23 protein-coding genes are annotated in these 24,105 nt (G+C 63.5%); 17 read left to right on the top strand and 6 right to left on the bottom strand.

The window, feature by feature from the left end:
- Window positions 1-277 precede the first annotated feature (277 nt).
- Window positions 278-460 carry a hypothetical protein gene (locus FXB38_RS30380; RefSeq protein ID WP_148754664.1) on the top strand — a complete coding sequence of 61 codons (183 nt, stop codon included), beginning with the start codon at window positions 278-280 and terminating at the stop codon, window positions 458-460.
- A 167-nt stretch (window positions 461-627) separates the two neighbouring features.
- Here FXB38_RS30380 and FXB38_RS30370 read toward each other — a convergent pair whose 3' ends face one another.
- A complete protein-coding gene (locus FXB38_RS30370; RefSeq protein ID WP_148754663.1) occupies window positions 628-1,662 on the bottom strand; it encodes a methyltransferase in 1,035 nt (344 codons plus the stop codon).
- A gap of 177 nt (window positions 1,663-1,839) precedes the next feature.
- Here FXB38_RS30370 and FXB38_RS30365 point away from each other — a divergent pair, with 177 nt between their 5' ends.
- Entirely contained in the window at window positions 1,840-3,411 is a 1,572-nt protein-coding gene (locus tag FXB38_RS30365; protein ID WP_148754662.1) for a winged helix-turn-helix domain-containing tetratricopeptide repeat protein, read from the top strand.
- Window positions 3,412-3,530: 119 nt separating this feature from the next.
- On the opposite strand, the gene FXB38_RS30360 is transcribed toward FXB38_RS30365, so the two are convergent.
- The 4 genes from FXB38_RS30360 to FXB38_RS30345 all read right to left on the bottom strand — a co-directional run bounded on the left by FXB38_RS30360 (window position 3,531) and on the right by FXB38_RS30345 (window position 5,768).
- Window positions 3,531-3,755, bottom strand: coding sequence for a hypothetical protein (locus FXB38_RS30360; RefSeq protein WP_148754661.1), 225 nt, complete (start codon window positions 3,753-3,755; stop codon window positions 3,531-3,533).
- A gap of 54 nt (window positions 3,756-3,809) precedes the next feature.
- The gene (locus FXB38_RS30355; RefSeq protein WP_148754660.1) at window positions 3,810-4,052 is read right to left on the bottom strand and encodes a transcriptional regulator; all 243 of its coding nucleotides are present in this window, start codon (window positions 4,050-4,052) and stop codon (window positions 3,810-3,812) included.
- A 97-nt stretch (window positions 4,053-4,149) separates the two neighbouring features.
- Window positions 4,150-4,359 (bottom strand): cold-shock protein, encoded by a 210-nt coding sequence (locus FXB38_RS30350; RefSeq protein WP_148754659.1) that lies wholly within the window; start codon window positions 4,357-4,359, stop codon window positions 4,150-4,152.
- Window positions 4,360-4,637: 278 nt separating this feature from the next.
- A complete protein-coding gene (locus FXB38_RS30345; protein WP_148754658.1) occupies window positions 4,638-5,768 on the bottom strand; it encodes an alpha/beta hydrolase family protein in 1,131 nt (376 codons plus the stop codon).
- Window positions 5,769-6,111: 343 nt separating this feature from the next.
- Here FXB38_RS30345 and FXB38_RS30340 point away from each other — a divergent pair, with 343 nt between their 5' ends.
- The gene (locus FXB38_RS30340; RefSeq protein ID WP_148754657.1) at window positions 6,112-6,555 is read left to right on the top strand and encodes an SRPBCC family protein; all 444 of its coding nucleotides are present in this window, start codon (window positions 6,112-6,114) and stop codon (window positions 6,553-6,555) included.
- 279 nt (window positions 6,556-6,834) lie between these two features.
- On the opposite strand, the gene FXB38_RS30335 is transcribed toward FXB38_RS30340, so the two are convergent.
- Window positions 6,835-8,163: an Hsp70 family protein gene (locus FXB38_RS30335; protein ID WP_148754656.1), complete on the bottom strand. Its 1,329-nt coding sequence runs from the start codon at window positions 8,161-8,163 to the stop codon at window positions 6,835-6,837.
- Between the two features lie 308 nt (window positions 8,164-8,471).
- Between FXB38_RS30335 and FXB38_RS43110 the strand changes: the two genes are divergently transcribed.
- The 14 genes from FXB38_RS43110 to FXB38_RS30265 all read left to right on the top strand — a co-directional run bounded on the left by FXB38_RS43110 (window position 8,472) and on the right by FXB38_RS30265 (window position 24,075).
- Complete coding sequence (locus FXB38_RS43110) at window positions 8,472-8,609, top strand: hypothetical protein (RefSeq protein ID WP_187435250.1); 138 nt, start codon at window positions 8,472-8,474, stop codon at window positions 8,607-8,609.
- A gap of 247 nt (window positions 8,610-8,856) precedes the next feature.
- On the top strand, window positions 8,857-10,146 hold the full coding sequence (oxlT, locus tag FXB38_RS30330; RefSeq protein ID WP_148754655.1) for an oxalate/formate MFS antiporter: 1,290 nt from the start codon (window positions 8,857-8,859) through the stop codon (window positions 10,144-10,146).
- 260 nt (window positions 10,147-10,406) lie between these two features.
- Complete coding sequence (gene oxlT / locus FXB38_RS30325; protein WP_148754654.1) at window positions 10,407-11,729, top strand: oxalate/formate MFS antiporter; 1,323 nt, start codon at window positions 10,407-10,409, stop codon at window positions 11,727-11,729.
- A 181-nt stretch (window positions 11,730-11,910) separates the two neighbouring features.
- Window positions 11,911-12,336: a CBS domain-containing protein gene (locus tag FXB38_RS30320; RefSeq protein ID WP_148754653.1), complete on the top strand. Its 426-nt coding sequence runs from the start codon at window positions 11,911-11,913 to the stop codon at window positions 12,334-12,336.
- Between the two features lie 101 nt (window positions 12,337-12,437).
- Window positions 12,438-13,457, top strand: coding sequence for a 2-dehydropantoate 2-reductase (locus tag FXB38_RS30315; RefSeq protein WP_148754652.1), 1,020 nt, complete (start codon window positions 12,438-12,440; stop codon window positions 13,455-13,457).
- Window positions 13,458-13,468: 11 nt separating this feature from the next.
- Window positions 13,469-14,242, top strand: coding sequence for a fumarylacetoacetate hydrolase family protein (locus FXB38_RS30310; protein WP_246230247.1), 774 nt, complete (start codon window positions 13,469-13,471; stop codon window positions 14,240-14,242).
- Between the two features lie 142 nt (window positions 14,243-14,384).
- Entirely contained in the window at window positions 14,385-15,791 is a 1,407-nt protein-coding gene (locus FXB38_RS30305) for a hypothetical protein (RefSeq protein WP_187435248.1), read from the top strand.
- Window positions 15,792-15,847: 56 nt separating this feature from the next.
- Window positions 15,848-16,564, top strand: a complete 717-nt coding sequence (locus tag FXB38_RS30300; protein WP_148754650.1) for a hypothetical protein — start codon at window positions 15,848-15,850, stop codon at window positions 16,562-16,564.
- A gap of 171 nt (window positions 16,565-16,735) precedes the next feature.
- A complete protein-coding gene (locus FXB38_RS30295) occupies window positions 16,736-16,939 on the top strand; it encodes a hypothetical protein (RefSeq protein ID WP_148754708.1) in 204 nt (67 codons plus the stop codon).
- 44 nt (window positions 16,940-16,983) lie between these two features.
- Window positions 16,984-17,634 (top strand): hypothetical protein, encoded by a 651-nt coding sequence (locus FXB38_RS30290; RefSeq protein WP_148754649.1) that lies wholly within the window; start codon window positions 16,984-16,986, stop codon window positions 17,632-17,634.
- 300 nt (window positions 17,635-17,934) lie between these two features.
- Window positions 17,935-18,930: an NAD(P)H-dependent flavin oxidoreductase gene (locus FXB38_RS30280; protein WP_148754647.1), complete on the top strand. Its 996-nt coding sequence runs from the start codon at window positions 17,935-17,937 to the stop codon at window positions 18,928-18,930.
- 25 nt (window positions 18,931-18,955) lie between these two features.
- The gene (locus FXB38_RS30275) at window positions 18,956-19,924 is read left to right on the top strand and encodes a zinc-binding dehydrogenase (protein ID WP_148754646.1); all 969 of its coding nucleotides are present in this window, start codon (window positions 18,956-18,958) and stop codon (window positions 19,922-19,924) included.
- A gap of 221 nt (window positions 19,925-20,145) precedes the next feature.
- On the top strand, window positions 20,146-21,519 hold the full coding sequence (locus tag FXB38_RS30270) for a cation-efflux pump (protein WP_148754645.1): 1,374 nt from the start codon (window positions 20,146-20,148) through the stop codon (window positions 21,517-21,519).
- A 225-nt stretch (window positions 21,520-21,744) separates the two neighbouring features.
- Entirely contained in the window at window positions 21,745-24,075 is a 2,331-nt protein-coding gene (locus FXB38_RS30265) for a PAS domain-containing sensor histidine kinase (protein WP_148754644.1), read from the top strand.
- Window positions 24,076-24,105: the final 30 nt, after the last annotated feature.

Raw genomic sequence — 24,105 nt, 5'->3', positions numbered from 1 at the left:
TCGTATTTTACGAATTTCCTTTGACGCGTCGGGCAAAACAGGGGTAGGATGTCATCATGCGAAAAGTGAGGGTCGGCCCATCGAAGGGCGTCTCGACGCAGAGGCTCGCCACTGCCGCGCGCCGATTTTTCGAGGAACCAACGCGGTGGCCGTCAGTTGCTTATCCAGACCCGACTTCTCCGCTCCAAGGATAACGCACCGTTCACCAGCCCGCGAACGCGGACAGGACGTCGGCGCGTTCGCGGATCATACACGTCCAGACAAAATCGAGATCGACATGCTGAAAGATCAAACCTCCGATCGCGCCAAGCGTGAGGCCAACAAGGCGTTCAAGCCTGCCACGACGCAGAAGCCGATGAATGACTACGCGAAGGACCAGCACTCCCTGCACGAGAACCGTGAGCGGCTGAAAGCGGAACGATTGGCCCGTGAGGCTCAGCCGAAAACACGCGAAGACTAGGACGCGGACAGGAGTTTTCCGGCAAATCGGATGTCCTGAGCCTCACCGGGGCTTAGCGCCAACCGTACCGGCAGACTCTTCCATCGACCACCGCATGAATTTTGGACCTGAACGGATATCAACCTGCGCCGCACCCTCCCGGTGAGTCCCAGCGGACCTTGCGGCACTTAGGCCAGAACGGCTTCTACGACGCTGACCGGTGATTGTGTTGCCACAACGCGACTGAGGCGGAAACCAGCCTTGTCCAGTAGACTGGCGTACTCGGTTTCCGTGCGCTCCTGTCCACCGATCAACGCCAGCATCACCATATCCAGTATCTTCCCCGGATGTGGAGCGTCACCGGGAGGCAGGACCATCTCGACAATGAGCAGTCGTCCATCCGGCTTCACGGCTCTGCGACAATGACCCAGAATTGTCAGGCACTGGTCATCGTTCCAATCGTGCAAGATATGCGACAAGATGTAAGCGTCGCCGCCCGAAGGCACGGACAGGAAAAAATCTCCAGCCTCGACGCTCACACGGCCCGCAACACCGTTCGCTTTGAGCGACTTCTCAGCATCGACCACAACGTGCGGCTGATCGAACAACAAGCCTCGCGGCTCTGGGTATCGTCCAAGTATAGCACCGAGCATATTGCCAGATGCCCCTCCAATATCGACGACGGTCTGGAACATAGAAAAATCGTAGGCAGCCGCGACCGCTGGAGGTTCTTCTCCATGAAGCCCAACCATTGCTTCACTAAACACTGAAGCGTCTTCGGGATGTTGAGCAAGATAGTCGAAGAACGGCACCCCGTGTGCTTTTTCGAAGCCTGTACGGCCTGTTTCCAAGGAATGAAGCAGATTGGCGAAGCCACTTCCGACCCAACTACTTCCCGTCATGAGCAACGTCGATCTTGCCGAGCCCGGAGCATCCGACCTTAATGCCTCGCCGAGCTTCGTTAACGAAAATCGCAGTCGTTCACCTTCAGTGAGAAGCCCCAGACTGGCCATCGTTCTCATCAATCTGTGCAAGGAGGGGGCATGCAGAGCTGATGGGCCGGCCAGCTCCACAGCACTCTTCGGTCCATCGGCAAGTTTATCAGCCAACCCAAGCTTGGCCGCGATGTGCACGACATTAGCGACCGCGCCGCCTGTCCCCATCTGTATCAGCTGAGCATGCGGCGGGAGGCACGGAGCAGCCGCCTGAATCGATTCCGACATAACCTGCTCCAAGTTCGAGCGTCTCTTCCGGGGGTATTTTCACTCAGACGAGAGTGCCAAGGCATGCGCGGGTACGCCTGACCTACGGCTTACTTTTTCCTTACCGGCGGCTTATTCTTGCGGGTGCGATCGGTGCTGGTGTCTCGACGATCGGAGGCCACCTGGGGGAACGGCAACTTGCGCTATTTGTTCGAGAATTACGTATTCGACACGGATCGCCGCGAGTTGCATCGCGACGCGGGAGTCGTCGCCATCGCGCCCAAGGTTTTCGACCTGCTCGATTATCTGATCCGCAACCGGGAGCGCGTCGTCAGCAAGGACGATCTCATCAATGCCGTTTGGAACGGGCGCAGCGTGTCCGACGAAGCGCTGACAACTCGCCTTAATGCCGCGCGAAATGCGATCGGCGATTCCGGCCAGGAACAGCGCCTGATCAAGACACTGCCGCGAAAGGGTTTCCGTTTCGTCGGACCCATTCTGCAAGCGCAAGGACCCGCCGGCGCGCCGATCTCCAACGACCGTCCGATGGAACACCCAAGACCCGTCCTTGCGCTTCCCGACAAACCTTCCATCGCGGTGCTTCCGTTCCAGAATCTAAGCGACGACCCGGGGCAGGAATATTTCGCCGACGGCATGGTCGAGGATATCATCACGGGGCTGTCGCGATCGAAATTGCTGTTCGTCATCTCGCGCAATTCGAGTTTCACCTACAAGGGCGAAGCCGTCGACATCAAGCGGATCAGTCGTGAGCTTGGTGTTCGCTACGTCCTGGAAGGCAGCGTACGCAAGGCCGGACGACGGGTTCGGGTGACCGGGCAATTGATCGATGCGTCCACGGACACGCACATCTGGGCGGACAGGTTCGATGGTGAGCTCGAAGACATCTTCGATTTGCAGGACCGCCTGACGAGCGGCGTGATAGGCGCGATGTCTCCGCAGCTTGAGCGGGCCGAGATAGAGCGCGCACGGCGCAAACCGACCGAAAGCCTCCAGGCCTATGACTATTATCTGCGCTCTAAATTCAGCATCTACCAGTGGACGCGGGAGGGCAGCGTTGAAGCTCTCAGGATGACTAAGCTTGCCATTTCGCTCGATCCTGCATTTGCCGTCGCCTACGCCTCTGGAGCAAACATTTTCGGTCAGAAGAAAGGGTTCGGATGGATCGAGGACGCGGCAAAGGAGCGGGCCGAAAGCCGACAACTGGTCGAACGAGCGGTGCAGCTCGACCAGGACGATCCTCTGGTGCTTGCGCACGCAGCACATGTCTATTCCTACATGCTCGGAGAGCCGGAGACCGGCTCGGCTCTTGCCGCAAGAGCCATTGCACTCGACCCCAATCTGGCTATGGCGCGTCTTTGGGCAGGCTGGGCTCAGGTTTTTCTCGGCAATCACGATGCAGCGATCGAGCAATTCTCGGCAGCAATTCGCTTGAGTCCGGTCGATCCCCACCTGTTCATTCCGCAAACCGGGATGGCCTTCGCTCATTTCTTTGCCGGGCGATATGAGGAAGCTCTGTCCTGCGCCACGAGCGCCATCCAGCGCCAGCCGAATTTTCTGGGCGCGCAGCGAATACTGATGTCGAGCCTTGCGATGGCCGGGCGCACCGCCGAAGCCCGTCGCGCCTGCGACGCAATCCTGCAAAGCGATCCTGCTTTGCGGATTTCCGGCATCAAAAGCTCGCCGTTTCGCCGGCTCGAAGATGTCGAGAAATTGGGCCAAGCCTGGCGAATAGCTGGCGTGCCCGGATGACCGCTTTTGACGCATACTGCGCTGCGCGCGAATTTGGTCGCTATAGCGGCAAAGCCGGCGCAGGCATCCTCGCATCACGCCGTCGGGTATATAGGTAAACGGCCTAGGGTAGATGCGCGCTAGAGCATCGACAGCACAACGACGCCGTCTTCGAGCTCTCCCGAATCCAGCCGCGTCCGTGCGATGCGCTCGAACTCCGTGCGGTATTTTTGAAGGTAGCTGAAAGCCTGCTTCTGGGTCGCAAAGGTGGTCGCAAGCCGGCAGAGCTGCCGCCCGGCGCCGTGCGCGAGAAAGAAGGTGATGGTGCCACCGCCGTCCGGCTTGATCCTAGGCACGATCCGCACTCCCTGGCATGTGACCGGCCCTGTCGCATCGTTCGGCAGCGATATTGACGTCGGCTATTGCGGCGGCTTTCTCTTGCGCTTCGTCGGGGTCGGGGCCGGCAACGATGCCTGAAGGGTGGCATCGGCTGCTTCCCTGGCCTCACGCAACTGGCGAAGCCTCGCCATGTTCTTGCGCAGGTCGACAGCCTGCTTTTCGGCGTCCAGCATCGCTTGCGCGCCTTCTTGAGCAGCCAAGCGTTGGCGGTTGGAGCGCGCGATGCTTTCGGGTGACGGTTCGGCCGATTTCCTGGCGCTCATCTTTCACCCTTTCGGCAACAGACAAAACCCGCTCAATCCAGGGATCGAGCGGGTCGCATGGCCGTTTCAGTACATCCGTGAAACGGCACTGATGGACTTAAGCCAGCGAGAGATTCTCAGCGCTGACCTTGCCCCGCATCTTGTCGGTCTTGGCCTCGAAGTTGACCTTTTGGCCCTCGGCGAGACCACCAAGACCAGCCCGCTCGACCGCGCTGATGTGAACGAACACATCGTTGCCGCCGTCGTCGGGCTGAATGAATCCAAAACCCTTCTGGCCGTTAAACCACTTCACAGTACCTGTTGCCATTTTTTTCTCCAAAGAGCACAAATGTGCGTTCCGCGTGATACTCACGCAGAACCGTTTCAATTCGTCGATGTCGATGGAAAAGGAGCCCGCGGGCGCATTCAACAAGGCACAGCGGCTGAACGAACAACCCTAAGGTATACCTCAGCGTCGAAATTAGCAAGGCTTTGGCCGGATTTAATCGCGCCCCCCGGTGTGGGGGTGCGTCATATCGCCAACGCTCCCAACCGAGTAACGCGGAACTGCACCAGACAGCGTTGGGATATGGTGACGCCAGGACTCTAACCGGGCGCCAGCGCCTGCCCGACCGCATAGAGCGAGCATTCCTTCCAGGCGGCCACGCATTGGTGCATCGCCTCGCTCTTCGCATCTTCGATCGTCCGCTGCGTGGAGGTCACTGATGAACAATGGCCTTCGCGATTCCAGGCATAGGCTTTGGAGTCGGTCCACGCCTTTACGTAAGAATCGAAATAGCCCGCGCACGCCGCGTTGAGCGGCATCGGCGCCGGGATAGCCGCAGGCGGCGGTAATTCGACCAGTACTGACGTCGGCAGGCGCAGTTTATTCAGGAAACTCTCGACAGCCGGCCACCAAAAGTCGGCGGGCCCCATCGGCACCATGGCATGCCCGTCGACACCGAAGGGCGGCAGCACTCGCAATTGCGCAGGCGCGCCGGAAGCGACGTAAGCATCGAACATGCGACGGCCCAACGCCGGCGGCGCACTGCGATCGTTCTCCGAATAAGCCCACAGCGCTGGAATTCGCGCCGTGCGGCCAAAGATGCCGGCGTCCGCCACAAGATGATCCGGACTGCACGTGCGCCCCGGGACAGAACCGTGAGCCCCCTCGAAGTTGAGAACACCGAAGACGCCCGCAGGATTGTCCGCCGCCGCGGCGATCACCGCAATGCCTCCGGTCGAATGCCCCATCAGCACGACCTGACCGGGCTCGACCCAGGGCTCGCTGCGGAGCGCGGCAAGTGCGCCGGTCACATCCTCGGCTGCGATCCGCGCAATGGCGAGATAGTCCCTGTTATCGCATGGTCCGGACAGCGTCTCGGCAAACCGCCCCTCTGAATGACCAAAGCCGCGCCGCATGATCGATGCGACGGCATAACCACGCTGTGCGAACGCGACGGCCGGATTGAGCAGACTGGCCGGCGTATCGCGCGCCAGCGCCGCGCGAAGGGCTTCCCCGGTCCCTGGAATTGTCCCGTGAACCAGCAGCACCAGCGGAAAGCGCCCGGGGCGGTCCGGCCGGAGGATCATGGTCTCGAGCCTGACCTGGCTGCCATCGGCAAGCGTGATCGGCAGCATCCGATCCTGCCGAACGAGGCCCGGCAGCGCGGGATCGGCCGCGGCCGGCGACAGCAGAAGCACAAGCAAGCCGATCACGCAGCCCAGTCGCCTCATCCTCGCCTCCTCTCGAACGCGATGCTCACTGATCGCCGCCAGCGAGCTGCTCGCGAAAAAACTTCACCACCGCCGCGTCGAACTCGCGGTGAAAGCCGCGCAAGGATACCAGATCGCGCCCGACAGTGCCGGATCGGATTGGAGAAGTTGAATGCCTACGGCCTCGGCAAATGAGCCAAGGCAGCAGAGTGCGACACGTGCCGCTCGCAGAAGAATGGACGAAGCGGCGAACGAAAAAATCTGACGCCGTCATGTCGGATCGGCGCAACTGCGTTCGTCCTCAGGCCATGATTGGGCAATAGACCTCACCGTCGAGCCCCGCATCTCAAAGGGAGTAACGACCATGCCCAGCACCGTACGCCTGCACCGCGTTCTCACGACCAGCCCGGACAAAGTCTATCGCGCCTTCCTGGAGGCGGATGCGCTGGCAAAATGGCTTCCGCCCAACGGATTTGCCTGCACCGTGCATCATCTGGAGCCGAAGGTCGGAGGCACCTTCAGAATGTCGTTCCGGAATTTCACGACGGGCAACGGCCACGCCTTCGGCGGCGAATTCCTGGAGCTCGTCCCCGGCGAACGTCTGCGCTACACCGACAAGTTCGAGGATCCGAACCTGCCCGGCGAGATCGAGGTGACGGTGACACTGAAGAAAGTCCTTGTCGGCACCGAGCTCGATATCACGCAGGCCGGCATTCCCGACGCGATTCCGCCGGAGGCCTGCTATCTCGGCTGGCAGGAATCGCTGCGCAACCTCGCGCGTCTCGTCGAGCCCGAGATCAAGCAGTAGCTTAAAGCCGGATCGCACCCTCGAGAGGCGATCCGGATGAAAGCGGTTATCCGCGGGTCAATCCGTTCGATCGGATGCGCGGATCCACCCACGTCATTGCGAGCGTAGCGAAGCAATCCAGAGTCCCTCCGCAGAACGATTCTGGATTGCTTCGCTACGCTCGCAATGACGGAGAATGAGGGACTTTCCGAGTGAACAACTCACATCGAGTCTGTGGAATTCTGCAGAGCCCATTGAACTGCTGCCAGCGAAGCAGGTCCGGCTGATTGCGAAGGATTGTTACGTGCCCTTCGGCTTGAGCCCGCCGTCCGCGGTCCAGCGATCCGGCTCGGGGCTGTGTCCGATCAGCGCGAGGCCGTAGGCGATCGACTCGAACTGATCGCCCGACATCAGCCGCTCGTTGCCGAACCGGTCGGCGAACAGTTTTCGCACCGCCGGCACGAACGAGGTGCCGCCGGTCAGGAACACCTTCTCGACCTCGCGCGCGGTGATGCCGGCTTCGCCCAGCACCTTGTCGACCGTGGCGCCCAGCCGGGCGATGTCGTCGGCAATCCAGGCATCGAAGTTTTTCCGCGTGATGGTCGAGCCGATCTCGACACCGCCGCCCCTGAAGCGAAAGTCGACCTCGTCCTTGGCCGAGAGCGCGATCTTGGCGTCCGACACCGCCCGGTACAGCGAGAAGCCGAGATCGAGATCGACGATGGTGATGAAATCCTCGAGCAGCGCCGGCTTCAGCGCGGTGCGCGACAATTCCCTGAGCTCGCGCAGATCGCCGTTGCTCTTCATCAGCGCGAGCTGATGCCAGCGCGCGAGGTTGGTGTAGTGGCCGCTCGGGATCGGCAGCACCTTGTCGAACGAGCGAAAGCTCGAGCCTTTGCCGAGCCGCGGCGAGACGACGTGATCGACGATGCGATAATCGAACGTGTCGCCCGCAATGCCGATACCGGCATGGCCAAGCGGCTCGGCGCGCAAGACGCCGCCCGCGCGCGAGAAACGCATCACCGAAAAATCGCTGGTGCCGCCGCCGAAATCCGCAACCAGCACGGTGGCATCGCGCTCCAGCCGGCGGGCGAAGGAGAACGCCGCGCCCAAGGGCTCATAGACATAGCGCGCGTGGCCGGCGCCGAGGCGTTCGAACGCGGCACGATAGCGCTGCATGGCCAGATCGTCGTCGGGATTGCCGCCGGCAAAGCGCACGGGCCGGCCGACCGTGATGTTGGCCACCTCGAAGCCGAACCTGTCGCCGCCATGGCGCGCCAGCGTCCGCAGGAACGCCGCCAAAATATCCTCGAACTTGAAGCGCTGCCGGAACACCTGCGTGGTGTTGAAGCTGGAGCTCGCCGCAAAGGTCTTGAACGACTGCAGAAAGCGGTGGACGTGGCGGCCTTCGAGAAACTGCTCGATCGCCCACGGACCGCCTTCGGCCTGGGCACCGGCGCCCGGCCGGTCCTCCCAGAAGCATAGCGCCGAGACGTAGGTGCTGTGCCGTTGTCCGCCGTGATCGAAGCGGATGGCCTCGACCCGGCGATCGTCCACCGCGAGCGCTACGACCGTATTGCTGGTTCCAAAATCGATGCCGATCGAGACGGCGGGCGAGGCGCTCGACATGAACCACTCTGCGGGATGATTGGAAAAGGGGGCGAACCACTAACCGTTTTGCACTGCGGTGCCAAGAGTCGAGCAAGGGCCGGGTTCAAGGACCGATCCGCAGTGACCCGGAGCCGCTTTCCTAGCCGTTTGAGCCCCAAACCGCGCGTTTTGAGCCCAGACCGGCCCGCTTGACGAAACATTATGTTGCAATGCGGCAATCGGCATGCTGCTATGCAATGGCATGCATAGACATTGGCATCTGGTATACATAGATTACCTCTCGAAATGAGACAGTGATGCTGACCGTCTCGAGAAAGGAAATTCAGATGTCCAAGACCGCTTCCGTCGCCCTCGCCCCGACTTCCTCGCTGTTCGCCCGCTTCATGGCCGCCGTCGACCGCTTCCTAATGGCGAGCGCCGAAATCTCCAACCACAACGGCGATCTGCCCCGCTTCGGCCTGTAAGGCCAAGACGAGGCCCGGCGCGTCGAATTGTCGCGGCGGTTGTAAAACCGGCAAACTCCTACTTTTGAAGAATGGCCCTGCTCTGCGGGGCCATTTCTATTTGGGAATCGGCACATTGCGCAGCCTCGCAAACGGGGTTGCGTCATAAGCGCACAATGGGCCGTGGCGCGCTTGAAGGCTTGGCATAATGAATACAAGAATGGCGCCAACGCTCGTTCAGAAAAACAGAAGCGCTATTGGAGGATTCATGACGGACATGGTGCAGACAACAACGGCTCCTACCGCCGCACGCGTCAGTGACACATATCGCTGGGCGCAATTGGCGATCGGCGTAGCGGCCATGGTGATGATCGCCAATTACCAATATGGCTGGACCTTCTTCGTCCCCGACATCCAGAAGAAATTCGGCTGGGATCGCGCCTCGATCCAGTGGGCCTTTACTTTGTTTGTTTTGTTCGAGACCTGGCTGGTGCCGGTCGAAGGATGGTTTGTCGATAAATACGGTCCGCGCCTCGTCGTGCTCGTCGGCGGCGTCCTCTGCGCGATCGGCTGGGCGATCAACGCGGAGGCCACCACGCTCAACGGCTACTATCTCGGCATGATCATCGCCGGCATCGGCGCCGGCGGCGTCTACGGCACCTGCGTCGGCAATGCACTGAAATGGTTCCCCGACAAGCGCGGTCTCGCCGCAGGCATCACGGCTGCCGGCTTCGGTGCAGGCTCCGCGCTCACCGTCGCGCCGATCCAGGCCATGATCAAGGATTCCGGCTTCCAGACCACGTTCCTCTATTTCGGCCTCGGACAAGGCATCATCATCTGCATTCTCGCCTTTTTCCTGCTGGCGCCGAAGCCGGGCCAGGTGCCAAACGTGGTGGCGAATGCCGCGCTGGTTCAAACGCGTCGCAACTACCAGCCGACCGAAGTTCTGCGTCAGCCGATCTTCTGGCTGATGTACTTCATGTTCGTGATCGTCGGCGCCGGCGGCCTGATGGTGACGGCGAATTTGAAGCCGATCGCGGTCGACTGGAAGGTCGACGCCGTGCCGGTCACGCTGATCGGCATGACCATGACCGCGGTGACGTTCGCAGCGACCATCGACCGCGTGCTCAACGGCCTGACGCGCCCGTTCTTCGGCTGGATCTCCGACATGATCGGCCGCGAGAACACGATGTTCATCGCCTTCGGCATGGAAGGCGTCGGGATCTGGATGCTCTATCTCTGGGGTCAGGATCCGATCTGGTTCGTGATCCTGTCGGGCTTCGTGTTCTTCGCCTGGGGCGAGATCTACTCGCTGTTCCCCTCGACCTGCACCGACACGTTCGGCGCGAAGTTCGCGACCACCAATGCCGGCCTGCTCTACACCGCCAAGGGCACCGCCGCGCTGCTGGTGCCGCTCGCAAACTATGTGCAGCAGACCTCCGGCCATTGGGACAACGTGTTCATGCTCGCGGCCGGCGCCAACATCCTGGCCTCGCTGCTGGCGATCCTGGTGCTCAAACCCTGGCGCAAGGTCGTGGTCGCGCAATCGACCGTCTGAGCTCGTTCGCACAACACCGTCTCGCGGACCACGCCCGGCCTCACGGCCGCGCGTTTTCGCTTTGACCGAATATACCACAATACCGGAAACCCGAAGGGAACCCGGCGCTTTCTTGAGCGCGATCGCACAATAGGACTTGCATTCTGGAATATGGTATACCAAGCTGCCGCCCGCGCTTGCGACGATAAGCCACAATATTTGCGACACTCCGTCATATAGGCGGCAGTGTCGCGACCAGACAGGCGCTTGGGAGGTTGTTGATGATGTCCAGCATGGACGGCGCCGTGACCGCTGCGCCCCTACGAACCGGTTTCCGTTGGCTCCAGCTCGCCATGGGCATCGTCTGCATGGCGATGATCGCGAACCTGCAATATGGCTGGACGCTATTCGTCGATCCGATCGACGCCAAGTATCATTGGGGTCGCGCCGCGATCCAGCTCGCCTTCACCATCTTCGTCGTCACCGAGACATGGCTGGTGCCGATCGAGGCGTGGTTCGTCGACAAATACGGCCCGCGCATCGTCATCATGTTCGGCGGTGTGATGATCGCGCTGTCCTGGGTGCTCAACTCCTACGCCGATAGCCTTCCTCTGCTCTATACCGCAGCCGTCGTCGGCGGCATGGGCGCAGGCGCGGTGTACGGCACCTGCGTCGGCAACGCGCTGAAATGGTTTCCCGATCGTCGCGGCCTCGCCGCCGGCGCGACCGCGGCCGGCTTCGGCGCCGGCGCAGCGCTCACCGTGGTGCCGATCGCGAGCATGATCGTCACGAGCGGCTATCAGCACGCGTTCCTCACCTTCGGCATCGGCCAGGGCGTGATCGTGTTCGTGCTCGCCTTCTTCATCCAGCCGCCGCGGATCTCGATCCCGCCGAAGAAGAAGCAGCTCAATCTGCCGCAGACCAAGATCGACTTCACCCCGCCGCAGGTGCTGCGTGCCCCTATTTTCTGGGTGATGTATCTCGTCTTCGTCATGGTCGCTTCCGGCGGCCTGATGACCGCGGCGCAGATCGCGCCGATCGCGCACGACTTCAAGATCGCCGACACGCCGGTCTCGCTCGCCGGCTTCCAGATGGCGGCGTTGACCTTCGCGATCTCGCTCGACCGCATCTTCGACGGCTTCGGCCGCCCGTTCTTCGGCTTTGTGTCCGACACGATCGGCCGCGAGCACACCATGTTCATCGCCTTCGGCACCGCCGCGCTGATGCTGTTGACTCTGTCGGCCTACGGTCACGTTCCGATCGTGTTCGTGCTCGCCACCGCAGTTTATTTCGGCGTGTTCGGCGAGATCTACTCGCTGTTCCCCGCGACCTGCGGCGACACTTTCGGCTCGAAATATGCGACCACCAACAACGGCATGCTCTACACCGCGAAGGGCACCGCCTCCCTGCTGGTCCCGCTCGCAAGCGTGATCTCGACCGCCTATGGCTGGAAGGCCGTGTTCGTGGTGGCGGTGGCGCTGAACGCGACGGCCGCGCTGATGGCACTGTTCGTGATCAAGCCGCTGCGCCGCTCCTTCATCCTGGGCAAAGAAGCCGAGAGCGCCAACACCGCAACGGCGAGCGCAAAGACCGAGACGGCGTAGCCGACCACACGCCTGTCAGATCGGCAGAAGGGGCGCAGCGATGCGCCTCTTTTTCTTTGTGTCGCGACGACAAACGTCAACAATGCTGCCGCAAGAATTTTCGGATGAGCCAAATCCAGTGCTTGACGATTGGCATTATGTATACCACACTTCGCTCATCATTTCACCCGAGGAGGTCGCAATGCTGGTCGGAGACATTCTGCGCAAGAAGACACCGCGCGTTGTCACGGTGCGAATGAACGAAACGGTGGGTATCGCTGCCAAGCTGATGCGAGCCAACAACATCAGCGCGCTGGTGGTGAAGGACGTGGTCCGCTCGGAAGGAAACACCGCGGTCGGCATGTTCACCGAGCGCGACGTGGTGCGCGCGGTCGCCGAGCACGGCGCCAATGCCGTCAACGTCAAGGTCTCGCAGCTGGTCTCGGTGCAGCAGCTGGTCTCCTGCACCTCCTTGGACACAATCGAGCACGTCAGGCATCTGATGAACCGGAATCACATCCGGCACCTGCCCGTGATCGACGACTACAGCCTCGTCTCCGTCATCAGCATGCGCGACATCGCGGCTGCCGTAGACGAGGCGACCAACAGCACATCGCAAGCAGCCTAAAGCGCGACCACTCTCCCCCGCGACGACCGGCCCCGGCTCGGACAACTCCGAGCCGGACCGGATCTTTCGTCCCAAAATTCCGCTACCCCCGCGAGGATTTCATGAAGATCTGCATCTACGGCGCCGGCGCGATCGGCGGATATCTCGGCGTGCAGCTGGCGCGCGCAGGCGCCGATGTCAGCCTGGTCGCGCGCGGCGCGCACCTCGCCGCGATGCGCGAGCACGGCCTGACGCTGCTCGCCGGCGAGGAGAAGCACACCGTCCATCCCCGCTGCACCGACAACGCGGCCGAGCTCGGCGTGCAGGACTACGTCATCGTCACGCTGAAGGCGCATTCGATCACCGGCGTAATCGAGAAGATGCAGCCGCTGCTCGGGCCGCACACCCGCATCGTCACCGCGGTCAACGGCATCCCCTATTGGTACTTCTACAAGCACGGCGGCGAGCACGAGAATGCGACGCTGGAGAGCATCGATCCCGGCGGGCGGCAATGGCGCGAGCTAGGGGCCGAACGCGCGATCGGCTGCATCGTCTATCCCGCCACCGAGATCGAGGCGCCCGGCGTGATCCGCCACGTCTACGGCAACAATTTTCCGCTCGGCGAGCCCTCCGGCGAGGTCACGTCGGACGTGCAGCGCCTCGCCGACCTCTTCGTTGCCGCCGGCCTGAAGGCGCCGGTGCTCGACCGCATCCGCGACGAGATCTGGCTCAAGCTTTGGGGCAATGTCTGCTTCAACCCGATCAGCGCGCTGACCCATGCCACGCTCGACGTGATCTGCACCGATCCGTCGACGCGGGCGCTGTCGCGCGCGATCATGGTGGAGACGCAAGCGATCGCCGAAACCTTCGGCGTCAAATTCCGCGTCGATGTCGAGCGCCGCATCGAGGGCGCCCGCAAGGTCGGCGCACACAAGACCTCGATGCTGCAGGATCTCGAGCGCGGCCGCCCGATGGAGATCGACCCGCTCGTCACCGTGGTGCAGGAGATGGGCCGCCTGACCAGGATCCCGACGCCGGCACTCGACTCGGTGCTGGCGATGGTGACGCAGCGCGCCCGCGTCGCCGGCCTCTATGACGGCGTCTCCGCGCCATCGGATCCTCGCGCACTGGCGGTGGCGTGATGGCTGGCGAGATGAAGCACTGGCTCCGCTTCCGCCACGCCGGCACCACCGGCTTCGGCACGCTGACCGCATCTGATATCAACGTGCATGACGGCGAGATGTTCGGCCGCAACGAAAGCACCGGCAAGATGCTGGCGCTGTCGGAGGTCGAGTTGCTCGCGCCCTGCGCGCCCAGCAAAATCGTCGCGCTCTGGAACAACTTTCACGCGCTCGCGGCCAAGCTCAATCAGCCCGAGCCGCCGGAGCCGCTCTATCTGCTCAAGGCCACCACCACGATCACGACGCCAGGGGCCGTGATCCGCCGCCCCTCTTATTACGACGGCAAGACCACCTATGAAGGCGAACTCGGCATCGTCATCGGCAAGACCTGCGCCCGCGTCTCGCCCAATGAGGCGGATGGCTTCATCTTCGGCTACACCTGCGTCAACGACATCACCGCCAATGACATCCTGACCAGCGATCCCACATTTCCCCAGTGGGCCCGCGCCAAGGGCATCGACGATTACGGCCCGTTCGGCCCTGTGATCGCGACCGGCCTCGATCCGGCAAAGCTCACGGTGCGCACCATCCTCAACGGCGCGGAGCGGCAGAACTATCCGATCGCGGACATGATCTTCAGTGCGCAAGCCCTCGTCAGCAAGATCTCCCACGACATGACCCTGCTCCCCGGCGACCTCATCGCCGTCGGCACCTCGGTCGGCGTCGGCGTCATGAAGGAGCAGGTCAATACGGTGACGGTGGCGATTGACGGCATCGGCGAGCTGACCAACGAGTTTCGGCTGTAGCCCCGCCGTCCCCCAAGCGGCAGACGCAACCAGCCGTGGATTGCGCCCCTCGAAAAGGTCCGACAGCCCGCCCGGCCCTTGATCTCGGTTCCGCTCTCCAATAGCAATCATGGCGAGATTGTGCCGGCGTGGGGACGTCGCGATGTGGCTGTTTTTCCTGGTTGCCTGGTCTGTCCTGCTCGCCGCCATCGCGTTCCTCGCTCCGCAGGCGTTGGGCTACGACGTCACCCATCTGCCCGCCGCGTTTGCCGCCCTGCCGATGCCGCAGCGGATCGCAGCCGGGGCGATCCTTGTGGTTGGGCTGGCGCTGATTGGCGCCTCGGCCTGGCGGCTGTCACGCCAGGACCGGCGCCTCGACAAGCTCCGCGACCGTCTCAAGAGCACCCGGGAAGACGTCGTCGTCGCCCACGCCCTGCAAAATCATCTCGATACCACCGTCCAGCACCTGATCGACAGCGATCCCAGGGAAGCCGTCTCCGCGCTGCACGACAAGCTGGGCGAGACCGAGCAGCGCGCGCTGCTCCAGCAGGGCCGCAACCAGTCCACCGACATGCACGATCAGCTCGCCGAGATCCGCCGCCGCCAGCAGGGGCTGCGCGAGATGGTCGGCAGGGTCGCCGACCAGCGCCGCGCGGTCGAGCCCGTCTTCACGGAGATCCGCGACCGCCAGAACCAGCTCGAACGCTCGCTGCTCGACCTCGAGACCGACGACCGCAAGAACAATCTTGCCGACCGGCTGAAGGACATCGCCCGCGACGTATCGACGCTGCTCGGCCGGGTCAACGCGGTGCAGGACACGTTTGCGACGCTCAACCAGTACAAGGAAGATCTGGCGAAATCCCATGCCGAGCTGGTGCCGCTGCGCTCGTCCGACGCCGGCATCAACGCCCTGATCGGCGAGCTCAGCCTCAGCCATGACCGCCTCGCCAAGAGCGTCGACGAGATCGAGACCGGCGGCGAGGCGCCGCTCAGCGCACGCGTCGAGACGCTGTCGAACAACAAGATCGAGATCGAGCACCGCCTGGCCCGCATCGACGACGGCGCCAACATCCTGAAAGCGATCCGGCTCGATTTCGAGGAGCTCGGCCAGCGCCGGGCCCAGCTCGAACGCTCGCTCGCCGAGGTCGAGACCGATCCCGACGGCAAGACGCTCGTCGACCGCCAGAACGCGCTGAACGATTTCGTCCTCCAGTCGCGCCAGCGCCTCGGCGCCTTGCAGGAGACGCTGGCCACGCTCAACGCCTTCAAGGCGGAGCTGTCGAAGTCGCAGGCCGATCTCGTTCCGCTGAAAGCGCCGGTGTTCGGCATCGAGGCCATGATCGCCGATGTCGGCACCACCCGCGATCTCCTCGCCAAAACCGTCAGCGAGATCGAGGCCAGCGGCAATGTCAGCCTCACCTCGCGCGTCGATGCGCTGACGAAGAGCAAGCGCGAGGTCGAAGACCGTCTCGCCCGCATCTTCGAGAATTTCAACGCGCTCGATGCGCTGCGCAAGGATATCGGCGGCATCTTCTCGACCATCCGCAACAGCCTGAACCGGATCGGGTGAAGGCCGAACGACGGACCGGTTCGAACCGCGATTGATCTTCGCGCGACCAATCGCACATGCGCTTCATCCTCGGTCTCCTGTCTGCCCTGCTCGGCGCGCTCGCCGGCTGGTCCGGCCTTGCCGCGCTGGTCGTCATGCTGGCAGGGCCGGACCGCGATGGCGGCATCGCCATGGGCGCCTTCTTCGACATCGGCCCGATCGGCGGCGTGGTCGGCCTGATCGCCGGCATCTGGCTGTTCGTGCGTTTCGGCCTGGTCCGGGACGCAACGCCACAGCCGTCTGCAGACACCTCCGATGCCACGCCTCCCCGCACCACGCGGCTCTCCTTCCCCTTTGCCGTCACCGTTCTGCTCATCGCAGCCATCCTTGGCTATTGGGGATGGTACGAATTCATTCGCTCGCCCAATCTCAGCCACGGCTTCATGACGCTGCAGGTCGAGTTTCGGCTTCCCTCCGGCATGACCTTGCCGGACAAGGGGGAGGACGTGCACATCGAGGTCGAGGAAGCGACGGGCTATGCCAATGCCATGTTGACGGCGAACTGGCGCGCGCATGACGGTGACCGCAAGGCGATCATTTCCTCCGCATCCCTGATGTACAAGACACGCCACCGCGCCGTCAGCCTGACCCTTCCCGGCCTGCCCACGCAGCACTGGCCGATCGATCTTCCCTCGGACCCGGATCCCACGCCGGGCTTTTCGCCCTGGCGCGTTGCAAGCGAACCATCGCCAGCAAAGATCGAGATGCATTTCCGTCTCACCGCCGACCGCTGAAAAGCGCACCGGCGCGCCGAAACATTCCGACACACATCACATCTCGGCGCGCCCGATAGATGCCGCCAACAAGTCGCGGGGGTGCCGCACTGTGGACGCATTCCGCCGCCCTTCTGTAAGACGTGTCTGGGGGCACGGCTCAGCCGTGTTTGGACCAAACCTGCTAGGGGTATCACTGTGAAGAAGATTGTTTTTGTTCTGGGCGCGACGCTTGCTCTGGTGACGGCTGCGAACGCTGCGGATCTGCCGCGCCGCCAGCCCGTACCGGTCTATCCGGCCGAGCAGGCCCCGATCGGCAAGATGCCGATTGGCAAGAGCCCGATTGGCAAGGCCCCGATCGGCAAGGCCCCCGGCCCGGTCGCCGCCCGCTACTGAGGCGCAGAAATCTGCGTAGGCGGCCGACAGTCGAGGGGCACAGCGTGACGAACAAACCTGATCGATCGGGATTCTGCATCATTGCAGGTCTCGCGCTTGCGGCCATGACCGCATGCATGATGCCCTCGGCTTCGGCCCACGAAGCGAACAAGCGCGTTGCCGATGCAGATGCGCTTGCTACGACCGACTCCTCAGCACGACAGGCACTGCAATCGACACGGCGCCCTGTCGCGCGTGCGGAAAAAGGTCCGTATTACGTCGACTTCCGCGCCCGGACGGCGGCGAGCTGGGGCCACGCCTTCGTCTGGTACGGCAAGACCAGCGAGCGCGCCGTCGAGGTCGCGGGCCTGACGCCTTCTGGCGATACCTGGGCTTACGTGCTCGGCCACCTCACCTGGGTGCCATCCGAGACCGGGGCGAGCTACGGCGATCTCGATCCCGAATATCTGACCGCGAGCTATCGCGTCTATCTGAACGAGGCCGACGCCAAGCGCGTGTTCGCCTACATCAAGAAATTGCAGGCGAGCTCGCCGGTCTGGAATGCCGAGACCACCAACTGCACCGGCTTCATCGGCGACATCGCCGAGTACATGGGACTGAAGGTCCCCTATCGCTGGCAGCGCCCGGAAAACTTCGTCAACAACCTGAAAGACATCAACGGCGGCCGCCAGATGGTGCGACTGTCGGCGGAGTAGCGCTCAGCCGTCATTGCGAGCGCAGCGAAGCAATCCAGACTGTTCCCGCGGAGGGATTCTGGATCGCTTCGCTGCGCTCGCAACGACGAGTTTGGTGAAGCAGTGGGGGCCAAACCCATGACATCGCCGTGACGTGCCGGAGCGAGATGCGAATTATCCGCCCCACGGAATCCCCCTCGCGTCCCGCATGAGGCTCCGCCCTTACCGCAGGCCGGCGCAATAGACTTTTGCCGACCCCGGCGGCATCCTCCCGCCATCAACTGATAACAGAGCCTGCCACGCGGGCGGGGGAAACAGGTCATGCTGCAGACACGGTTCACCAGGCTCGTCGGCGTCGAGCACCCGATCGTGCAGGGCGGCATGCAATGGGTCGGGCGGGCCGAGCTGGTCGCAGCGGTCGCCAACGCCGGGGCGCTCGGCTTCATCACGGCGCTGACGCAGCCGACGCCGGAGGACCTGACCAGGGAGATCGCGCGCTGCCGCGACCTCACCGACAAGCCGTTTGGCGTCAACCTCACCATCCTGCCCGCGATCAAGCCGCCGCCCTACGCCGAATACCGCGCCGCCATCATCGAAGCCGGCATCACCGTGGTCGAGACCGCCGGCAACAAGCCGCAGGAGCATGTCGACGAGTTCAGGAAGCACGGCGTCAAGATCGTGCACAAATGCACCAGCGTCCGCCATGCGCTCTCGGCCGAACGGATGGGCGTCGACGCCATCTCGATCGACGGGTTCGAATGCGCCGGCCACCCCGGCGAGGACGATACTCCTGGCCTGATCCTGATCCCGGCCGCCGCCAACAAGGTCAAGATCCCGATGATCGCCTCCGGCGGCTTTGCCGACGCCCGCGGCCTCGTCGCCGCGCTGGCGCTGGGCGCCGAGGGCATCAACATGGGCACCCGCTTCATGGCGACCAAGGAGAGCCCGATCCATCAGCTCATCAAGGAGAAGATCGTCGCCAATGACGAGCGCGAGACCGAGCTGATCTTCCGCACCATGCGCAACACCTCGCGCGTCGCCAGGAACGAGATCTCGACCAAGGTCGTCGCCATGGAAAAGGAAGGCGCCAGGTTCGAGGACATCCGCGAGCTCGTCGCCGGCGCCCGCGGCAAGATGGTGTATGCGACAGGCAATTCGGACGAAGGCATCTGGTCGGCGGGCCAGGTGCAGGGCCTGATCCAGGACATCCCGAGCTGCGGCGAGCTCATCTCGCGCATCGTGCGCGAAGCCGAGGCGATCATTCGCAGCCGGCTCGAAGGCATGATCGCTCGTCCTAGCGCGCAAGCCGCTGAATAATCACTGCAAGAAGCGAGAGTCATTCATGAAGGCTTATGTCTATGGTCCTGATGGCGCTCGGATTTCCGACGTCGCTCAACCAAAGCCTGAAGGCACGCAGGTGCTGGTGCGCGTGCGCGCCTGTGGCCTCAATCGTGCCGACACCGGCATGCGCAGGGGTCACGTCCATGGCGCGGCCGGCGGCGCCGGTACCGTGCTCGGGATGGAATGGGCAGGTGAAGTCGCCGAGCTCGGACCGGATGCGAAGGGCGTCAGGGTCGGCGATCGCATCATGGGCTCGGGCGGCGCGGCCTTCGCCGAGTACACGCTCGCCGACCACGGCCGGCTGTTCCGCGCACCCTCGAACATGAACTTCGAGGAGGCCGCCACCCTCCCCGTCGCGCTCGCGACCATGCACAACGCCGTCGTCACCGTCGGCGGCGTGCAGCCGGGGCAGGCCGTGCTGATCCAGGGCGCGAGCTCCGGCGTCGGCCTGATGGCGATGCAGATCGCCAGGCTCAAGGGCGCCAGGATGGTGATCGGCTCCTCGACCGATGCCTATCGCCGCGGCCGGCTGACCGAATACGGCGCCGACCTCGCGGTCGATTCCTCCGATCCCAAATGGGTCGACGAGGTGCTGAAGGCGACGAACGGCGAAGGCGTCGACCTCATCGTCGACCAGGTCTCCGGCAAGGTCGCCAACCAGAACCTTGCCGCGACGAAGATCCTGGGCCGCATCGTCAATGTCGGCCGGCTCGGCGGCACCCATGCCGACTTCAACTTCGACCTGCATGCCGCCCGTCGCATCAGCTATATCGGCGTCACCTTCCGCACCCGCACCATCGAGGAGGTCCGCGCGATCTTCGACGAGGTCCGGAAGGACATCTGGGGCGCGGTGGAGTCGCGCAAGCTGCAATTGCCGATCGATAAGGTCTATGGGTTCGACGACATCGACAAGGCGTTCGAGCACATGGAGGCGAACAAGCACCTCGGCAAGATCGTGGTGACGGTGTGAGCGGCTGCGGCGGCGGAAGAAGGGTGACACGCCCTCTCCACTCGTCATGGCCGGGCTTGACCCGGCCATCCACGTCTTTGCCGCTCGGCACGAAGAACGTGGATGCCCGGGACAAGCCCGGGCATGACGGAGCTAGTGATAAAACCGCTCCTGCAAGTCACTAGCGACTGCAGCTGTGGATCATCGCTTGATGTTCGCGGCCGCCCTGCTAAATCCCGGCGATGAGCGGACAACACGACAAGACATCGGTCGCGGCAATCTCGATCCTGGCCAGCGGCGGCATGGCGGCGGCTAAATTCGTGGTCGGGATCGCGATCGGCTCGCTGGCGCTGGTGTCCGAAGCGCTGCACTCCTCGATCGACCTGGTCGCGACCATCATCACCTGGGCGGTGGTGCGGGTCTCGGACAAGCCGGCCGACGACGAGCACCATTACGGCCACGGCAAGCTCGAGAGCATCTCCGCGCTCGGCGTCACCGCGCTGCTCTACGTGCTCGCCGGCGGCATCCTGGTCCAATCCTATAGCCACCTTCGCGAGGGAACCCCGCCACCGACGATTTCGGCTGTGCCATTCGTCGTGCTGGTGATCGATATCGCCGTCAATCTCTGGCGCGCCCGCGCGCTGCACCGCGCCGCCCGGGAAACCCGGAGCGAGGCGCTCGCCGCCGACGCGCTGCACTTTGCATCGGATGTCATGGGCTCGTGCGCCGTGATCGCGGGCCTTGGTCTCGCGGCCTTCGGCTTCTGGTGGGGTGACGCTGCGGCCGCCGCGACCGTGGCCGTGATGATCGCCCTGCTCGGCCTGCGGATGGCAAGCTCCACGGTGCAGACGCTGGTCGACCGCGCCCCGGAAGGCGCTCAGGAGAAGGCCACCACGGCGATCCGCAGCGTGCCCGGCGTGATCGACGTCGAGCGCCTGCGGGTGCGCATGGTCGGGGCGACCACGTTCATCGACAGCATCGTCAAGGTGCCCAGGACCTACCCGATCGACCGCGTCGAGGAGATCAAGCGCAACGCGCAAGCCGCCGTCACCAAGGCGTTCGGCGATGCCGACCTCACCTTCACCGCCGTGCCGGTCGCCCGCGACAACGAGACCGTGCGCGACCGCATCATGGTGATCGCGCGCAATTCGGGCCTCGCCATCCACCACGTCACGGTATACGACCTCGGCGCCAAGCTGATCGTCGGCATCGATCTCGAGGTCGACGCCGAGATGCCGCTCGAGGCCGCCCACGACGTCGCCAACACGCTGGAGCGGAACATCCAGGAGGAGTTCGGCGCGGACGTCGAGGTCGACGTCCATATCGAGCCGCTGGAACCGGAGCTGCCGTTTGGCATGGACGCCGCGCCGGATAGGGTACAGACCATCGCGGCCGCGCTCACCGAATATGCCGCCGGCGGCGAGATCCACGACATCCATAATGTGCGTGTCCGCAACACCGATGCCGGCGAGATCGTCAACTTCCATTGCCGCGCCACGCCGTCGATGAGCGTGATCAAGGTGCACGAGCAAGTCGACGCGATCGAGCGCCGCTTGCGTCGCGCGTTCCCGAGCGTGAAGCGCGTCATCAGCCACGCCGAACCGCCGCGCGCGTGATGAGCAACGTGCGACGAGTCACACGTTCTCGTTTCGGACTCATCACGCACGTGAGTTTGCTGACTCGAAACGCGTAAACTCTCCATTGGATAAGAATTATTTCGCGTTAACGTTTCGTTGACTCTCGACAGCCTGCGCAAACTGGACTCAAATCGCTGTGATTCGAAAGCGACGTGGGGCTGCTTTCGAAATTCGTCGTAAGCAGGTTTTCAGGGGGCCGAAGGCATGGCGCGTGCAGACGCCGCGAACGCGTGCGTCCAATCCGATTCGATCAAAGGATTGGCGCAATCGATCGCGAAACCTGCCTATCATCGGCTGTTGATCGCCGAGCCGGCGCTGCGACGCGCCGTGCCGACGCTGATCATCGCCTTTCTTGTCACGATCTGCCTCGGCGCATTCGTTCAGGTCGTCGACCAGACGCGCCAGAAGCGCATGGTGATCCGCCGCGACATCTCGGCGCTTGCCGACCTGCTCGCCGAGCGCATCGACCGCGTCACCTCCATGCGCGCCGAGCGACTGAAGAATATCGAGAACCTGCCGACGCTGCTGCCCGACATGATCCCGTCCTGGGGCACGGCTTCGGGCCGCCACGTCATCGTCACCTCGGCCGGAATCGACCGCCGCATCCTCGCCCGCATTCCCATCGACAGCGACCCCTCAGGCAACGACCGCCTGCTCGATGCCATCACCACCGCGCAGCTGCTCGCAGCACCACCGCGCGACAATGACGTCTCCAGCATGACGCTGCCGAACGGCAACGCCGCGATGACGACCTCGCGGCCGATCAAGTCGCTGCCGGGACTCGTCACCGTGATCCAGGAACGCAACGAGCCGATCTGGGGCTCGGATGCGGCCCTTTCGGTGACGCTGTCGGCCACCACCGGCTTCGTCGTGCTGATCCTCGGCTTCGCCTTCCACTGGCAGTCGACCCGCGCCCGCGAAGGCGACCTCATCAACGACGCCGTGCGCGGCCGGATCGACACCGCGCTCAACCGCGGCCGCTGCGGCCTGTGGGACTGGGACCTGTCGCGCGGCCGGATCTTCTGGTCGCAGTCGATGTTTTCGATGCTGGGTCTCGACGGCCGCAACGAGCTCCTCACCTTCGGCGAGGTCAACGCGCTGGTGAAGTCGGACGACATCGACCTGTTCGCGATCGCAGACCAGCTCATCTCCGAGAAGATCGACCACATCGACCAGACCTTCCGCATGCAGCATGTCGATGGCCACTGGATCTGGCTCCGCGTCCGCTGCGAGCGGACCCGAGGGTCCGGCGATTCCGGCATGCACCTGATCGGGATCGCGGTCGACATCACCGAGCAGAAGAGCCTCGCCGAACGCTCCGTGGAAGCCGACCTTCGCCTGCGCGACGCGATCGAGACCATTCCGGAAGCCTTCGTGCTGTGGGACGCCAGCGACCGCCTGGTGCTCTGCAATTCGCACTTCCAGCGGCTGCACAAGCTGCCCGACACGGCCGTGATCCCCGGCACGTCCTACGAGACCGTGCTGGAGGTCGGCCGCATGCCGGAAGTCCGCACCCGCCACAACGAGACCGTCAGCCAGGGCCCGGGGGCGCGCACCTTCGAAGCCCAGCTCGACGACGGCAGCTGGCTGCACATCAGCGAGCGCCGCACCAAGGACGGCGGCTACGTCTCGGTCGGCACCGACATTACGCGCATCAAGGAGCACGAGCAGAAGCTCGTCGACAACGATCTGCGCCTGCGCGCCACCGTCATCGACCTCAAGCGCTCGCAAGCGGCGCTGGAGCGCCAGACCATCGAGCTCGCCGATCTCGCCGAGAAATATCAACGCGAGAAGACCCGGGCCGAGGAAGCCAACCAGACCAAGTCGAAATTCCTCGCCAATATGAGCCACGAGCTGCGCACGCCGCTGAACGCGATCATCGGCTTCTCCGAGATCATGGGCTCGGGCATGTTCGGTGAGCTGGGCAGCGAGAAATACCAGGAGTACTGCCACGACATCCTGACCAGCGGCCATTATCTGCTCGAGGTCATCAACGACATCCTCGACATGTCCAAGATCGAGGCCGGCCGGATGAAGCTCGACATGGAAGAGCTCGATTTGGCGCAGACGCTCGCGGAATCGCTGCGCGTCGTCTCCGGCCGGGCCCAGGACAAGCATCTGACGCTCGATGCCGACATCGAGACATCGATTTCGGTCGTCGCCGACCGCCGCGCGACCAAGCAGATCATCGTCAATCTCTTGTCCAACGCGGTGAAGTTCACGCCCGACGGCGGCCGGATCGTGGTGCGCAGCCGGCAGCTCGAGGACAGGATCGTGCTGATGATCGCCGACACCGGCATCGGCATCGCGCAGCACTCGCTGGCGCGGCTGGGACGGCCGTTCGAGCAGGTCGAGAGCCAGCTCACCAAGACCTATCACGGCTCCGGCCTTGGCCTTGCGATTGCCCGCTCGCTGGCGCAGCTCCATGGCGGCTCGATGCGGCTGCGCTCCCGGCTCGAAGTCGGCACTGTCGTCCGCGTGACGCTGCCGCGCGACGCCATCAAGGCGGCAGCCGGAATTTCCGCTGCGGCCTAGCGCGTTAGTCCATCTGACTGAATCGTTGGG

The sequence above is a fragment of the Bradyrhizobium cytisi genome (assembly GCF_008123515.1).
Classification (GTDB): Bacteria; Pseudomonadota; Alphaproteobacteria; order Rhizobiales; family Xanthobacteraceae; genus Bradyrhizobium; species Bradyrhizobium cytisi.
This window is presented reverse-complemented; position numbering and strand designations above follow the sequence as displayed.

Excerpts from the sequence above, each read along its gene's own strand:
- FXB38_RS30380 (WP_148754664.1), top strand. The coding sequence starts at position 278 with ATGCTGAAAGATCAAACCTCCGATCGCGCCAAGCGTGAGGCCAACAAG.
- FXB38_RS30370 (WP_148754663.1), bottom strand. The coding sequence starts at position 1,662 with ATGTCGGAATCGATTCAGGCGGCTGCTCCGTGCCTCCCGCCGCATGCT.
- FXB38_RS30355 (WP_148754660.1), bottom strand. The coding sequence starts at position 4,052 with ATGAGCGCCAGGAAATCGGCCGAACCGTCACCCGAAAGCATCGCGCGC.
- FXB38_RS30350 (WP_148754659.1), bottom strand. The coding sequence starts at position 4,359 with ATGGCAACAGGTACTGTGAAGTGGTTTAACGGCCAGAAGGGTTTTGGA.
- FXB38_RS30345 (WP_148754658.1), bottom strand. The coding sequence starts at position 5,768 with ATGAGGCGACTGGGCTGCGTGATCGGCTTGCTTGTGCTTCTGCTGTCG.
- FXB38_RS30340 (WP_148754657.1), top strand. The coding sequence starts at position 6,112 with ATGCCCAGCACCGTACGCCTGCACCGCGTTCTCACGACCAGCCCGGAC.
- FXB38_RS30335 (WP_148754656.1), bottom strand. The coding sequence starts at position 8,163 with ATGTCGAGCGCCTCGCCCGCCGTCTCGATCGGCATCGATTTTGGAACC.
- FXB38_RS43110 (WP_187435250.1), top strand. The coding sequence starts at position 8,472 with ATGTCCAAGACCGCTTCCGTCGCCCTCGCCCCGACTTCCTCGCTGTTC.
- oxlT (WP_148754655.1), top strand. The coding sequence starts at position 8,857 with ATGACGGACATGGTGCAGACAACAACGGCTCCTACCGCCGCACGCGTC.
- oxlT (WP_148754654.1), top strand. The coding sequence starts at position 10,407 with ATGATGTCCAGCATGGACGGCGCCGTGACCGCTGCGCCCCTACGAACC.
- FXB38_RS30320 (WP_148754653.1), top strand. The coding sequence starts at position 11,911 with ATGCTGGTCGGAGACATTCTGCGCAAGAAGACACCGCGCGTTGTCACG.
- FXB38_RS30315 (WP_148754652.1), top strand. The coding sequence starts at position 12,438 with ATGAAGATCTGCATCTACGGCGCCGGCGCGATCGGCGGATATCTCGGC.
- FXB38_RS30310 (WP_246230247.1), top strand. The coding sequence starts at position 13,469 with ATGAAGCACTGGCTCCGCTTCCGCCACGCCGGCACCACCGGCTTCGGC.
- FXB38_RS30305 (WP_187435248.1), top strand. The coding sequence starts at position 14,385 with ATGTGGCTGTTTTTCCTGGTTGCCTGGTCTGTCCTGCTCGCCGCCATC.
- FXB38_RS30300 (WP_148754650.1), top strand. The coding sequence starts at position 15,848 with ATGCGCTTCATCCTCGGTCTCCTGTCTGCCCTGCTCGGCGCGCTCGCC.
- FXB38_RS30280 (WP_148754647.1), top strand. The coding sequence starts at position 17,935 with ATGCTGCAGACACGGTTCACCAGGCTCGTCGGCGTCGAGCACCCGATC.
- FXB38_RS30275 (WP_148754646.1), top strand. The coding sequence starts at position 18,956 with ATGAAGGCTTATGTCTATGGTCCTGATGGCGCTCGGATTTCCGACGTC.
- FXB38_RS30270 (WP_148754645.1), top strand. The coding sequence starts at position 20,146 with ATGAGCGGACAACACGACAAGACATCGGTCGCGGCAATCTCGATCCTG.
- FXB38_RS30265 (WP_148754644.1), top strand. The coding sequence starts at position 21,745 with ATGGCGCGTGCAGACGCCGCGAACGCGTGCGTCCAATCCGATTCGATC.